The sequence below is a fragment of the Collimonas sp. NPDC087041 genome, from assembly GCF_044745265.1.
GTDB lineage: Bacteria > Pseudomonadota > Gammaproteobacteria > Burkholderiales > Burkholderiaceae_D > Collimonas.
Genome location: NZ_JBIUZX010000002.1, coordinates 535,774 through 547,560, shown reverse-complemented (window position 1 = coordinate 547,560; position 11,787 = coordinate 535,774). Strand labels below are relative to the sequence as shown.

Here is an 11,787-nt window from a genome sequence, read left to right as displayed (position 1 = left end):
CAAAGATAAATTGGATATAGGACATAATCTGCCCTATATATAAAATATCCTTCAAGCCATGTACCACCCAACCACACGTGTGCTGGCAGTGCTGGAACTGCTGCAAACCCATGGCCGCATGAGCGGGGCCGAGATGGCTGCGCGCCTGGAGGTTGATGGCCGCACGTTGCGTCGTTACATCGTCACGCTGGAGGAAATGGGCATTCCGATCACCACCGATCGCGGCCGTCACGGCGGCTACGCCTTGGTCGCCGGCTTCAAGCTGCCGCCGATGATGTTTACCGACGATGAAGCGCTGGCCTTGTCGATTGGCTTGCTGGCGGCACGCAGCCTGGGTTTGGCCGAAGCTGCGCCGGCAGTGGCGAGCGCCCAGGCCAAGCTGGAACGCATCATGCCGGACAACCTGAAGCGCCGGGTCAGCGCGGTGGATGAAACCGTGAAGCTGGATTTGTCGCAGGCTGCTGCGCCCGACAGCAATGCAGCGCTGGTGATTCTCAGCGGCGCCGCGCAGAATCGGCAACGGGTGCATATGCACTATCGCAGCGCCACCGGCGACGACAGTGAGCGCGACTTCGATGCTTACGGCCTGGCTTATCGCGGCGGCCGCTGGTATGCGGTCGGCATGTGCCACTTGCGCCGCGGCCTGCGCTCGTTCCGGCTGGATCGCATCGGCCGGGTGCAGGCACTGGAACAGACATTTACGCGCCCAGCAGATTTCGATGCGCTGGCGTACCTGGCACTTTCGGTGGCCGCCATGCCGCGCGCATTTGCGGTCGAAGTGCTGCTGAAAACCGACCTGAAGACGGCGCGCGAACAATTGTTCGACGCTGCCGGCCTGTTCGAGCAAACCGCGGATGGCGTCTTGCTGCACAACCAGTCCGACGATCTCGACTGGTTTGCTCGCGAACTGGCGCGGTTGCCGTTCGCCTTCGAGATACGCCATCCGCCCGCATTGCGTGATGCGCTCAAGGCTTGCGCATCAAGGTTATTGCAACTTGCAAAATGAGAAGCATTAAATATTTCACGAAGACGCTGCAAGCAGGTTGCAGAGCCTGGTAACCCTGGCAGTGTTCATGCGGAGGGTAGTGCGATAAACTGATTGAAGAAAAATCCGTTGCTGATATCCATTGCTGATACAGCCGCGCATGTCGCAGTAATAGCAATAAAACGCTTTGCCACAAGCTTAAATATGGCCAATACAAGGGCTTGGAGGCATCTACGTGATATCCTGAGCGTTCTAAAACACACTGCATTTGTTGTCAATGAATACACCTGTTGTAGCAACCCCCAATCCTGTCCAAACTGCCCGCGTTCTGCTCAAGGAACTGCAAGAGAAATTCGCGGTATTCCGCGATTACCTGCCACTGGCGATCGGCATCGATAAGCAATTGATTGCGCGTCTTCCTGAACTCAACCGCAAGACCTTGCGGATTGCATTGGGCATGCACACCAATTCGTTGCGCTATTTGAAGGGAATGGAAAAGGCCACGGTCAGGTTCGATCTCGACGGCAATCACGCCGATGAAGTCACCGAAGTCCATCGTACTCACGCCTCGGAGACGCTGCGTGAGCGTTTCAAGAAGAACGCCGAGCAGCGCAAGGCCCAACGCGTAGCCGAAGCTGCTCAATTGGCAGCCGAAAAAGCGGCGCGCCAGCATGCGGAAAAGTTGAGTCAGCTGACTGCGAAATTCTCGCGCACTCGTAGCTGATCGCGAATTCGCGATAGCGGGGAGTCTCAAAAAAAGCCGTAGCACGTGCCGCCATTTCGGCGATACAAACGCAGTTATACGAGATTGCGGTGCGGCATAGGTTTTAGAGATCCCCGCAGTACGAATATTTCCGCGGCCATCCCCAGGCGCAAGCCCGTCACTTCACTTGCGCGTCAGCAGCCACAGCCAGTTGGTATCAAGATCCGGCGTTTTGCCACGTTCTCTGACGCCATCGGGCGTCGGCGGCAGCGGTTGTTTTCCCAATCCGCTTTCATATGCCATTTTGTTTTTCCTGATGAGCGTGCGGCGCGACGAGCGCCAGGCATAATCGTCGCCAAATTTGGCAATCGCATTCAGCATGCGTTGCAATTCGGGATCGGCGTCGGCGTGGTTCGCCATCTGTTGCCAGATGCCGGCCTCATTCCAGCGCCGAAAACGCATGTAGGCAGTCTGCCACTTGCCGAACTCGGGCGGCAGCTCGGACCATTTCGCCCCGTTCAACACCACCCAAAGAATCGTGTCGACGAACATGCGGTTATTGCGGCCGGTAACGCCGGGATGAGTTTCTCCGCCCAGGAGGAATGGCTTCAGTTTTTGCCATTGGTCGTCGTTGATTTGCATGTTGAGCTTTGATGAAAATGATTCAATTCATTGTCATCACTCAAAACACAAAAGGACATAGGAAAAATGCTGAATTCCCTGTAGGCAGCGCTAGTCTTTTACTTGATCAGTTTCAATATTTCGCGAAACTTCGGATGATCGCTATCCTTCATCCATTCGAACATCACCATTTCGCTACTGACGATTTCAGCACCCGCGGCGCGGGCGCGATCGATGGCGCAGGATTTGTCGCGCTCCTGCCGCGATCCGATGGCGTCGATCACCAGTTTTACGCGCCGCTGCCGGTGCAGCAAGCCAAGCACCGTTTGCAGCACGCAGACATGCGCCTCGCAGCCAAGTACGACTAGTTCGTCCCTGCCATTTTCCAGCGCGGCCAGGAACGTCGGCTCGGCGCAAGCGTCGAAACTGCTTTTCTCGATGGTCTGGTCGAGCATGCCGTCGATCAACGGCACCGTGCGTCCCAGCCGCAGCGGCTGTTGCGCGGTGCCGATCACACGAATCGCCAGCAGCCTGGCGGCTTGCGCCAGCAGGGCGGCGCGGCGCAGGACATGCGCATTGTCGAAAATCACCGGCATCAGCTTTTCCTGCATGTCGATGATGATCAGACTGGTAGCGGATGCATCACATAAATAGCTCATGGGCCTGTTACAGAACAGTTGAAGGAAATATCCTCTTATGCCATGAAACCCGGCGGATGGCTACGCCTGCGATGCAACAAACTGCGTCAGGTCAGATGCTTAGTAAGCCACCGTGAAGCGCTGGCGGATGTGCTTGGGTTGTTCGATTTCATCGAGCAGCGCAATGGCGTAATCTTCCATCGAAATTCGGCTATTCCCTTGCTCATCGGCCAGCAACTGGTTCTGGCCGACACGGAATTTTCCAGTGCGTACGCCGGGTTCGAGCAAAGCGGCAGGAGAAAGGAAAGTCCAGTCGACAGCTGTTTCGGCACGCAAGTCGTCGAGGAACTGTTTGCCTGGTACTGCCTCGCTTTTGTATTCAGCCGGAAAACTCGGGCTGTCGAGCAGGATCACGCCCGGCGCCACTTCCAGGCTGGCGGCGCCGCCCACCACCAGCAGACGTTTGACGCCGGCGCTCTTGAGCGCCTGCAGCAGCGGCGCGGCTTTCAGCACGCTGAATTTGGCGGCGCTGACAACTGCATCGTGGCCGCGCACCAGTGCCGCCAGCTGTTCCGGCTGGGTGGCGTCGCCTTGCACCAGCTGGACGCCGGCCGGCACCTTGGCCTGATCGATAGAGCGGGCGATTCCGGTGACTGTGTGGCCGCGACGCAACGCTTCTGCGGCGATACGTGAACCGACGCGGCCGGTAATGCCGATGATGGCAATCTTCATGATGGTTTTCCTTTTGGTTGGACCCGGAATGCGTCCCGGGTCGTGGTGGTTATTTAAAGTAACTAGTATAATTATTTAGAACTTGAGCGCAAGAAGGCACTTTGATGAATGATAGGAACATGCAGGTAACTACGCCGCCAGCCAGCGCCGCATTGGCGCGTGGCCGGGGGCGCCCGAGTGCGAACGAAGACTTGCCGTGCCCGATCCGCGACGTGCTGGATCGGATCGGCGACGCCTGGAGCGTACTGGTTATCACCGCGCTGGAATCAGGCCCCTGCCGCTTCAACCAGTTGCGGCGCGATGTCGAAGGTATTTCGCAGCGCATGCTGACAGTCACGCTGCGCCACCTGGAGCGCGACGGGCTGGTGTCGCGCACCGTGATTCCGAGCACGCCGCCGCAGGTCGAATATGCATTGACCGAGACTGGACGCTCATTGTGCGCGCCGCTCAAGGTGCTGGCCGATTGGGCCGGCAGCAATCAGGGCGTGATTCGTGGCGCGCGCCGTCAATATGACCGCGCCGGCATTTGAGTCGGGCCTAACTACGAATCTGCCGGCCCGATCAGTTGCGTTGCCGCCGATAGCAGGCGGTTAAGCCGCGGCTACTGCTGCGCGCCGGGTCGAGGACCAGCTCTGCAATTGCACTTCTTCACGGATGTCGGCGCAAGCCTGCAGCACCCTTTGCAGCTCTACCTCAGTCAAGCCCGAGTTCAGCGTGAGCCGCACCAGCGAGCGGTTCTTGGGCGTCGCCGGCGCGCAAAAGACCGCGCCGAAAATCCCTTCCGCTTCCAGCGCCTTGCGCAGGCACAAGGTCATCGGTTCGGTGCCGGCCTCAAGCGCAATGATTTGCTCGGTGCCGTCGCTGACGTTGTAGCCCAAAGCGGTCAGTCCGTCGCGGATGCGGCGCGCATTGCGATGCAGGCTGGCGCGGCGGTCGTCGGCATGGCGGATGAAATCAAGCGCGGCATCGAACCAGGCCAGTTCATGCCCCAACAGGCAGGAGCTGAAAATCGCCGGACGCGAGGCCGACAGGAAATAACCCTTGAACTTGCTGGAACAGGTGATGAAGCCGGCGCGGCCGCCGAACGCCTTGGCCAGCGACGCGGTGCGGAAGTGGACGCGGTCGGACAAATCCATCTGCGCCACCAGTCCCGCTCCCCCGGGACCATGGGTGCCGAGCGAATGCGACTCGTCCACCACCAGGATGCTGCCGCTGTCTTCGGCAATCGCCAGCACCTCGACCAATGGGCAGATGCTGCCATTAGTGCTGTAGACTGCATCGACCACGATCACGCCGGTGCCGTGCTTGAGCACCTGGCGCCGCAGGTGTTCGATGTCGTTGTGCAGGAACGGCACCGGACGGGCTTCGCCGGAATGCACGCCTTCCCACAGCGAGGCGTGGGCCTGCATGTCCAGGTAGACCGGTATGCCTGGACTGGCGATGCTTTGCATCAGTCCGACGTTGGCGCTCCAGCCGGATTGCGAAATCAAGCCGTCCTCCGAGCCCATGAATCGGGCCAGCTTGTTTTCAAGGCGATGCTGGGCACTGCCTTCCTGCAGGAAAACCGATGACATCAGCAAATCGGCATCGCCCTGTTTGAGGCGCGCAGCCTGTGCTTCGATCAGCATCGGTTCGGCAGCAATGCACAGGTAATCGTTGCTGGACAAGTAGATTGCATTCGGGCCCGGCGGACACCATTTGTGCATGTGTTCGCCGCCCAGCAGTTTTTCCACTCGATCAATATAGTGCTCGTCCATCCGTGTCGACACGAACGCGGGCAATCTTTGCTCCGCTGCCAAAGTTATTTCGGCATGGTAGCTTGCAGTTAGTGGCATAATTTTCTCCCAATACTCTCTGTTGATATGCCAAACAGAGTAGCCAGGGCTCCCCTGTCTGGAATTCGGAGCCAAGCTAAGTATTCGTTGCGGAGGCGCGGCGATCAACCGGCTCCACATCTCTTACCGCATAGCGATTTATGATAGACCAATATCTGACACCTCATGATTGAGCACATCGGCAGCTGGACGAGCGAGCGCTGGCAGGTTTGGCAACATGCAGCAAGTAGATGGCTGTTGAGTTTCAATAGACAATACGACAACACAATCAAGCGCTTGGTGATACTGGCGTGGATCGCCGTGGTCGGCATGCCGCTCTACTATGTAGTGTGGGCCTACTGGTTTCCGCAGCCCTACGAAAACCTGAGCCTGCGGATTTTCGGCGTAGTGCTGTGCCTGCCGGCGATTTTCGTGCGGCGCCTGGTCAAGAAAAAATGGCTGGCAGCTTATTTCTTTGTCGGCCTGACCTACGTCTTGCCGTTCTTCTTCACCTTCATGTTCCTGATGAACGACGGCTCCTCGATCTGGAGTCAATCGTTGCTGATTGCATTGATCATCCTGTTTCACTTCGATACGACGCTGGCGTTCCTCGCCTACTTCACCGGCACCGCGCTGGCCTACCTGGTGTTTGCGATCATCCACGGCGGCAGTCTGCCGCTCAGCTTGCAGGCGCTGGAGCAATGGCCGATCCAGTTGTTCGCAATCGTCACGGTCTCGCTCGCCAAGGTCGGCCGCAAAGTCCTGGCCCAGGAAAAACTGGCAGGCATGGCGACCGCGCTGGCGACGGTGTCACATGAACTGCGCACACCTTTGCGCAGCATCAACGCCAACGCGCGCGGCCTGAGCCGCCTGCTGCAGGAAAGCGCGATACCGGCGGCGCCGAGCCAGATACCGATGGAAAAGGCCCTGGCGCGGATCGAATTCGAAGTGCGCCACATGAATAATGTGATTGATCTGTTCCTGTTGAGCGCCTCTACCGGCAAGGAAAACCTGCAACCGAAAGATATCTTGTCGATGGCGACCACGGTGGAGCAGATGCTGCAACGCTATCCGTTCGTCAACCAGGAACAACGCGAGCTGGTGGCGGTCACGGTACGTGCCGATTTCCGCCTGCTGGGACAGACCGAGTTGTGCTCGATGGTCTTGATCAACCTGCTGCGTAATGCGCTGACGGCGATCCAACGCATCGGCAAGGGCCGCATCCGGATCGTCATCGAAGGCAACCGTACCCGGCCCCGGTTATTGTTCATCGATACCGGCTGCGGCATCGAGCCGAGCCGTGCAACGCATATTTTCGAACGCTTTTACGCCTATCCGGAATACAACGGCACCGGCATCGGATTGGCATTCTGCAAGGACGTGCTGGAAGCTTGGGGAGCGCACATACGGCTGGTTTCGCGGCCGCTGGCCTACACGATATTCGTCCTGGATTTTCCACCGGTGTTGCAACAAAAGGCGTCCGACGTGCGCTCTCTGTTAAATTAGCATCCTCCTTCAACCGAACATCGCCATGCCGCGCCTGGCGCCCGTATTGCAGCCAAAATGAATATTTCGTTACCCGTTTATCAACATCCAACCACGACTGTCATGATCGACGACAGTCAAAGCTTCCTGGACAGCCTGGCTTTCCAGTTGCCATTGCAAATGCCGCGCAAGGTTTTCCACGATACCCATGCGGCGCTGGAATGGCTGCGCGCGGCCTTTCGCCACACCCCGAGCAAAAGCCAGTCGATTCGGGTCAACTATGACGAACAGACATTTTCGTTCGATCGCCGCACCGTGGCTGTCGATATCGATCAAATCTATCGGCAATCGTTGAACCGGCAGCGCTTCACACTGCCTTCGGTGCTGGTGATCGATTATGCGATGCCGCAAATGAACGGGCTGGAGTTTTGCCAGGCGGTGCAAGAGCTGCCGTGTAAAAAAATCCTGTTTACCGGCCAGGCCGATGAAAAGCTTGCTATCGAGGCCTTCAACCGAGGCCTGATCGACCGCTTCATCAAGAAAAGCGATCATGACGCGCTCGACCATCTGGAACTGGAAATCCGCAGCCTGCAGAAGGAATTTTTCCATGCTCAGTCGCTGACGCTGAAGGATCTGCTGACCCGCCATTCCTATACTTTCCTGTCGGACCCGGCGATGGAAGCGCTGGTCGAACAGCTCTGCAAGCGTCATGGCTTTGTCGAATATTATTTGTTTCCAAATCCCACCGGCATCCTGTTCTTTGATATAAATGGCAAAGCGACGCTGATGGTGATTGAAACCGAGGCTAGCCTGATGTCGCAGCTTGAGGTGGCGCAGGATTATGGCGCGCCGCTGGAGTTACTGACCGGCTTGCGGGAATTGCGGCTGGTGCCGTTCTTTTCGGATAGCGGCGGCATGTACACCGACGCGATCCGTCACGACTGGCTATCATATTGCTTGCCGGCCCAAACGTGTTTTGGCATACAGGATTATCATTGGGCATTATTTGATTTTCCTGCGCATTATCTGCACCAGCCTTTTTATTCGTTGGCGGAGTTCCTGCGGGATCAATCTGCCGACATCAAATAACCACTTCGGACCAAACATCTCATGCTGCTAAGCCAAGCTGCTCCCCGATTATCTGCTCCGGAACTGCTGGAGATACTGCAGGCCTCCGATTGGGGGCCGCTGCGTGACCGCATGCAGCGCCTGCTGGCGAAATTGGATAGCTGTGATTTCAGTTTGAAGATGGACATCACGGGCGCCAACGGCTCGCCGCTGGTGCAGACCTTCGGCAGCTTGCCGAGTGCGATGCTGCAATTGCTGAGCAATCCGCCGGGCGACAAGAGCGATCCGATCCAGCAGCACCTGGCGCGTTCGCGGCTACCGCTGAACTGGCAGGTCGAACAACTGTGCAAGCTGTGCGATGGCGCGCTCTATCCTTTGCTGAAATCGATGGGTATCACGCATGGGATGAGCGTAGCGATCCACAGCAAGAATGCCGTGAGCCGGCTTGATTTTTACGGCAAGGCACTGGCGCCAAGTGCGCTGTCCACCAGCGCCCAGGCCGATGCATTGCTGCTCGGGGTGCACCTGCAGGAAGCGGCGGAACTGCTTTGGCGCAAAGTTGCGCAGGGCCAGGAACCGTTGCTGTCAACGCGTGAGCTCGAATGCCTGCGCTGGAGCGCGGATGGCAAAACCAGCAGCGAAATCGGGCTGATCCTGGGCATCTCGCAGCGCACCGTGTACTTCCACCTGAAGAACGTGGCGACCAAGCTTGGCGTGTACAGTACTCGCCACGCGATCAGCCGGGCGGTCATGATGGGCATCATCAAGCCGGATAACTGACTGCGCTCAATTGCACGTCGGTCACCAGGCCCTGGCTCGAACGCATTTCCCGCGTCAACTGATTACAGGCCCCGACTTGGGGCGCTATGCCACCTGTGGTTCGTGGCGCATTTCCATGACATCGGCCATGTCGTGACGGCCGCTCGCATCCAGCTTGAACACGCTGATCGCCGACGTCAGAGTGGCAGCCTGTTCCTTCATTGATTCCGCCGCCGCTGCAGCCTCTTCCACCAACGCTGCATTTTGCTGCGTGACCTGATCCATCTGACCGATGGCCTGATTGACTTGCTCGATACCGCTGCTCTGCTCTTCGCCGGCGGCAGTGATTTCCGCCATGATGTCGCTTACGCGTTTGACGCTGTCGACGATCTGCGCCATGGTGGTGCCGGCTTCGGCGACCAGCTTGTTGCCGGTATCGACTTTCGTCACCGAGTCATCAATCAGCGATTTGATCTCCTTGGCCGCCGATGCCGAACGCTGCGCCAGGTTGCGTACTTCGCTGGCGACCACGGCAAAGCCGCGGCCTTGCTCACCGGCGCGCGCCGCTTCCACCGCAGCATTCAATGCCAGGATATTGGTTTGGAATGCGATGCCGTCGATGACCGCGATGATGTCGACAATCTTGCGCGATGAGTCGTGGATGGACGCCATCGTTGTCACCACTTTGGAGACTACTGAACCGCCGTCGATTGCCGCGCCGGAAGCAGACGCCGCCAATTGATTCGCCTGGCGCGCGTTGTCGGCATTTTGCTTGACCGTCGAGGTCAGTTCCTCCATCGATGCGGCGGTCTGTTGCAACGACGCCGCTTGCTTTTCAGTGCGTGCCGACAGGTCGAGGTTGCCGGTGGCGATCTCGCCGGAAGCAGTGCTGATCGTGTCTATGCCACTGCGGCATTGGCCGATGATCTGCTGCAGGTTGCTATTCATGTAGCGCAAGGCATCCTGCAATTCGCCGAGCTCGCTTTTGTTGCCGGCTTCAATATGGCTGCTCAGGTCGCCTGAAGCGACAGTGCGGGCAAGCGTGACTGCGGAGCGCAATGGAGCGGTGATGCCTTTGACGATCCAGTAGGTGAGAATACCGCCGACTAGTGCGCCGATGACGATCACGGTTATCAGAATGCGTGTTGCTTTGGCATTACCCTCTTCATCTTCTGCTTCGTGCTGCGCTATTGATTTTGTTGCCTGGTCGACGACGAGAGCGACGAGCTGATCGATTTTTTCCGACGGTTCTACTTCAAGGCCGCCCACCATATCGTCAACGAGTGCCCCGCTCAGCGGGTTGTTAAGATCGAAGTGCGTCAATGCTTCTTGATATTTTTTCTCCGATTCATTATGAAGCTTGCTGATCTCCTTGATGAGTGGGGTTTCGACGTGCATTTTGGTGAGCAGTTGTTCCAGCTTATCGAGATTTCTCTTGCTCTCATTGAACATCTGGAAAAACGCACTCTTGAACTGCTCGTGTTCTGCTGCGGTGTCTGAGCGCAACAGGAGATTTTTCCATTCAAGGAGTTCTTCCTTGAAATCGCCGCGGGTTTCTCGGGCCAGATTGACGATGTCATGGAAGGCCTCTGCATGCAGCATTGTCTCGGCACCTTTGTCATTACTTTGATGTAGCGAGTACCAGCCGATCAAGCCCACCGTGATGGAAATTAGGATGAGCAAAGCAGATACTGCGGTAAGTCTTATTGAGATTTTTAAATTTGCGATATTCATTGGTTTTTAACGTAGAGAAGGAATTGCTGATTGACAATGAATGACGTCGCATGATGCCGACGTCCACCCGTGCGGCAATGTTGAGTATTGTGAATGTGAGGACTCACAAACCTATTGCCGTTGCCGGGGTTTACGGCCGATCGCAGTAAAACTTGAACCTCATTTGGCGCAGTACTTCAGATCGATTAGGATTTCCCCGGATTTCCTCGATCTCGGCAAAGCGATTCGAGTACGGTCATATCACAGGCTGGACAGGACGCGTCCATGGATCGCCGGATCTACTGCCGGCGAGCGATCAAGACCGTGTTACGGCGCCATGCCGGTGCAGGATGAAAGCGCCGCGACCAACTGCGGCTGGTAGCGCTTGTCGCTGGTCAAGTCGTTGCTGCTGATGCCGAGGTCGGCGGCATGCGCCGCCAGGCAAGAATCCTGCTGCTGGCCGACCTTGACGTCGGTAGCAAGAAAGCGGCTGCTGAGCACAATGCAGGCAAGCGCCAGCAGCGCGCCCGTCAGGCCGATCAACAGGGTTGAGCGTCGCGCCGCGCTGCGCGGTGTCGGTCGAGAGATGGCAGGCATATTGATTCCTTTTTTTGAAAAACAAATTAGCTAGACAACTAATTGAGCAAGGCTGAAGCAGCCATTCGGGCTGCGTCAGGGCTGAGCATCAGAGCCGAGCATCAAAGCCGATTTAGCCGATGATTTCGCGAATCTCGCGCATGTTGCCGATCGCGCCGTCAAATTGGGCTGCGCCGATCTGATCGCGCAGGCGCTGCGCTACCTCGGCGCTGACGGCGTTGATCGGCTTGTCGAGCGTCAGTGCCGCCGCGGTGGGGAAAATATGCGATTCGCGCCCATCTTCTGCCGAAGAACGGCGCTCGATCAAATTCTTGGCGTCGAGATGATCCAGCAACCGGCTCGCAGTGGGCCGTGAGATGCCAAGCAGCTCAGCCAGCTCGCGATTCAGCATGCCGGGCTGCCTCAGCACGGCGCGCAGCACGAAACCCTGCGGCGGTGTCAGGCCGAACGGCTGGTAAGCAGCAAGCCACTCACGCTCGACGATGCGCGCCAACGCAGTGGTATTGAAATAAAGGCAGTGATCGAACATGACTCAAAGTGTAGAGGGATATAATTAGCTATGCAACTATTATTTATCAGACGTTGTAAGGACGTTGCATGCCGATCAGGTAAGTAAATCCTTGCTGTTTTGTCGATTCGCCACTAAATTGGTAACAACGAACATTCGGTACA

General features: G+C 57.4%; 13 protein-coding genes. 6 read left to right on the top strand and 7 right to left on the bottom strand.

Annotation, left to right across the window (positions count from 1 at the left end; translation table 11 throughout):
- The first annotated feature begins 58 nt into the window (after positions 1-58).
- The gene (locus ACIPF8_RS05650; protein ID WP_400418061.1) at positions 59-1,006 is read left to right on the top strand and encodes a helix-turn-helix transcriptional regulator; all 948 of its coding nucleotides are present in this window, start codon (positions 59-61) and stop codon (positions 1,004-1,006) included.
- A gap of 256 nt (positions 1,007-1,262) precedes the next feature.
- The gene (locus ACIPF8_RS05645) at positions 1,263-1,709 is read left to right on the top strand and encodes a ProQ/FINO family protein (RefSeq protein WP_400418058.1); all 447 of its coding nucleotides are present in this window, start codon (positions 1,263-1,265) and stop codon (positions 1,707-1,709) included.
- A gap of 162 nt (positions 1,710-1,871) precedes the next feature.
- Here ACIPF8_RS05645 and ACIPF8_RS05640 read toward each other — a convergent pair whose 3' ends face one another.
- The 3 genes from ACIPF8_RS05640 to ACIPF8_RS05630 all read right to left on the bottom strand — a co-directional run bounded on the left by ACIPF8_RS05640 (position 1,872) and on the right by ACIPF8_RS05630 (position 3,679).
- Positions 1,872-2,330 carry a transposase gene (locus ACIPF8_RS05640; RefSeq protein ID WP_400418056.1) on the bottom strand — a complete coding sequence of 153 codons (459 nt, stop codon included), beginning with the start codon at positions 2,328-2,330 and terminating at the stop codon, positions 1,872-1,874.
- A 98-nt stretch (positions 2,331-2,428) separates the two neighbouring features.
- Positions 2,429-2,968: an isochorismatase family protein gene (locus tag ACIPF8_RS05635; protein WP_400418053.1), complete on the bottom strand. Its 540-nt coding sequence runs from the start codon at positions 2,966-2,968 to the stop codon at positions 2,429-2,431.
- A gap of 99 nt (positions 2,969-3,067) precedes the next feature.
- Positions 3,068-3,679: an NAD(P)-dependent oxidoreductase gene (locus tag ACIPF8_RS05630; protein WP_400418051.1), complete on the bottom strand. Its 612-nt coding sequence runs from the start codon at positions 3,677-3,679 to the stop codon at positions 3,068-3,070.
- A gap of 104 nt (positions 3,680-3,783) precedes the next feature.
- On the opposite strand from ACIPF8_RS05630, the gene ACIPF8_RS05625 reads away from it, so the two are divergent.
- Positions 3,784-4,209 carry a winged helix-turn-helix transcriptional regulator gene (locus tag ACIPF8_RS05625; protein WP_400418048.1) on the top strand — a complete coding sequence of 142 codons (426 nt, stop codon included), beginning with the start codon at positions 3,784-3,786 and terminating at the stop codon, positions 4,207-4,209.
- Between the two features lie 60 nt (positions 4,210-4,269).
- Here ACIPF8_RS05625 and cqsA read toward each other — a convergent pair whose 3' ends face one another.
- The gene (gene cqsA / locus ACIPF8_RS05620) at positions 4,270-5,514 is read right to left on the bottom strand and encodes an alpha-hydroxyketone-type quorum-sensing autoinducer synthase (RefSeq protein ID WP_400418045.1); all 1,245 of its coding nucleotides are present in this window, start codon (positions 5,512-5,514) and stop codon (positions 4,270-4,272) included.
- A 237-nt stretch (positions 5,515-5,751) separates the two neighbouring features.
- Between cqsA and ACIPF8_RS05615 the strand changes: the two genes are divergently transcribed.
- Genes ACIPF8_RS05615 through ACIPF8_RS05605 form a run of 3 tightly spaced genes read left to right on the top strand, consistent with a single transcriptional unit; the run spans position 5,752 to position 8,826 of the window.
- Positions 5,752-6,999, top strand: a complete 1,248-nt coding sequence (locus tag ACIPF8_RS05615; RefSeq protein ID WP_400418042.1) for a sensor histidine kinase — start codon at positions 5,752-5,754, stop codon at positions 6,997-6,999.
- A gap of 57 nt (positions 7,000-7,056) precedes the next feature.
- Positions 7,057-8,067, top strand: a complete 1,011-nt coding sequence (locus tag ACIPF8_RS05610) for a response regulator (protein WP_400418039.1) — start codon at positions 7,057-7,059, stop codon at positions 8,065-8,067.
- Between the two features lie 21 nt (positions 8,068-8,088).
- Positions 8,089-8,826: a LuxR C-terminal-related transcriptional regulator gene (locus tag ACIPF8_RS05605; protein ID WP_400418036.1), complete on the top strand. Its 738-nt coding sequence runs from the start codon at positions 8,089-8,091 to the stop codon at positions 8,824-8,826.
- An 84-nt stretch (positions 8,827-8,910) separates the two neighbouring features.
- On the opposite strand, the gene ACIPF8_RS05600 is transcribed toward ACIPF8_RS05605, so the two are convergent.
- The 3 genes from ACIPF8_RS05600 to ACIPF8_RS05590 form a co-directional block, all read right to left on the bottom strand.
- Positions 8,911-10,407 (bottom strand): methyl-accepting chemotaxis protein, encoded by a 1,497-nt coding sequence (locus tag ACIPF8_RS05600; RefSeq protein WP_400418033.1) that lies wholly within the window; start codon positions 10,405-10,407, stop codon positions 8,911-8,913.
- A gap of 438 nt (positions 10,408-10,845) precedes the next feature.
- Positions 10,846-11,115 (bottom strand): hypothetical protein, encoded by a 270-nt coding sequence (locus tag ACIPF8_RS05595; RefSeq protein ID WP_400418030.1) that lies wholly within the window; start codon positions 11,113-11,115, stop codon positions 10,846-10,848.
- A gap of 112 nt (positions 11,116-11,227) precedes the next feature.
- Entirely contained in the window at positions 11,228-11,644 is a 417-nt protein-coding gene (locus tag ACIPF8_RS05590) for a MarR family winged helix-turn-helix transcriptional regulator (protein ID WP_400418027.1), read from the bottom strand.
- Positions 11,645-11,787 lie beyond the last annotated feature (143 nt).

Bases quoted from the DNA above. Each gene is read 5' to 3' on its own strand.
- ACIPF8_RS05650 (WP_400418061.1), top strand. From the start codon at position 59: ATGTACCACCCAACCACACGTGTGCTGGCAGTGCTGGAACTGCTGCAA.
- ACIPF8_RS05645 (WP_400418058.1), top strand. From the start codon at position 1,263: ATGAATACACCTGTTGTAGCAACCCCCAATCCTGTCCAAACTGCCCGC.
- ACIPF8_RS05640 (WP_400418056.1), bottom strand. From the start codon at position 2,330: ATGCAAATCAACGACGACCAATGGCAAAAACTGAAGCCATTCCTCCTG.
- ACIPF8_RS05635 (WP_400418053.1), bottom strand. From the start codon at position 2,968: ATGAGCTATTTATGTGATGCATCCGCTACCAGTCTGATCATCATCGAC.
- ACIPF8_RS05630 (WP_400418051.1), bottom strand. From the start codon at position 3,679: ATGAAGATTGCCATCATCGGCATTACCGGCCGCGTCGGTTCACGTATC.
- ACIPF8_RS05625 (WP_400418048.1), top strand. From the start codon at position 3,784: ATGAATGATAGGAACATGCAGGTAACTACGCCGCCAGCCAGCGCCGCA.
- cqsA (WP_400418045.1), bottom strand. From the start codon at position 5,514: ATGCCACTAACTGCAAGCTACCATGCCGAAATAACTTTGGCAGCGGAG.
- ACIPF8_RS05610 (WP_400418039.1), top strand. From the start codon at position 7,057: ATGAATATTTCGTTACCCGTTTATCAACATCCAACCACGACTGTCATG.
- ACIPF8_RS05605 (WP_400418036.1), top strand. From the start codon at position 8,089: ATGCTGCTAAGCCAAGCTGCTCCCCGATTATCTGCTCCGGAACTGCTG.
- ACIPF8_RS05600 (WP_400418033.1), bottom strand. From the start codon at position 10,407: ATGCTGCATGCAGAGGCCTTCCATGACATCGTCAATCTGGCCCGAGAA.
- ACIPF8_RS05595 (WP_400418030.1), bottom strand. From the start codon at position 11,115: ATGCCTGCCATCTCTCGACCGACACCGCGCAGCGCGGCGCGACGCTCA.
- ACIPF8_RS05590 (WP_400418027.1), bottom strand. From the start codon at position 11,644: ATGTTCGATCACTGCCTTTATTTCAATACCACTGCGTTGGCGCGCATC.